Here is a 329-nt window from a genome sequence, read left to right on the forward strand (position 1 = left end):
GTTTTCAATGATCGGACCAGGCGGCCAGTAGCCGTCGCGTTTGGCGGGCGTGAGCGGTACATACACATGCGGCTGCCAGTTGCGGGTCATCACATCAACCGCCCGTTGCGCCATGACGGCGGCCGCCTTGAAGTCGTCGGGCTGTACCAGAAAGCCCTGCCGGGGATAAACGTTGCCCCACATGTTTCCCGAGGCCTGACGTCCGATTTCACGGAGCCCCGGCACGAGCGACTCGGGGTAAAGACTTTCTGGGATGCCATGGCGCCAGGCCAGTGAGTCCAGGGTACTCAGATAGTAGGGCATGAACGCGGTTGCGCCGCTGGCACAGG

General features: G+C 62.6%; 1 protein-coding gene. It reads right to left on the reverse strand.

Annotation, left to right across the window (positions count from 1 at the left end):
* Positions 1-329: TraU family protein (locus KMS84_RS44260; protein ID WP_256921494.1), on the reverse strand; the 329-nt coding region annotated here is incomplete at both ends.

The sequence above is a fragment of the Streptomyces hilarionis genome (assembly GCF_024539675.1).
Classification (GTDB): domain Bacteria; phylum Actinomycetota; class Actinomycetes; order Streptomycetales; family Streptomycetaceae; genus Streptomyces; species Streptomyces hilarionis.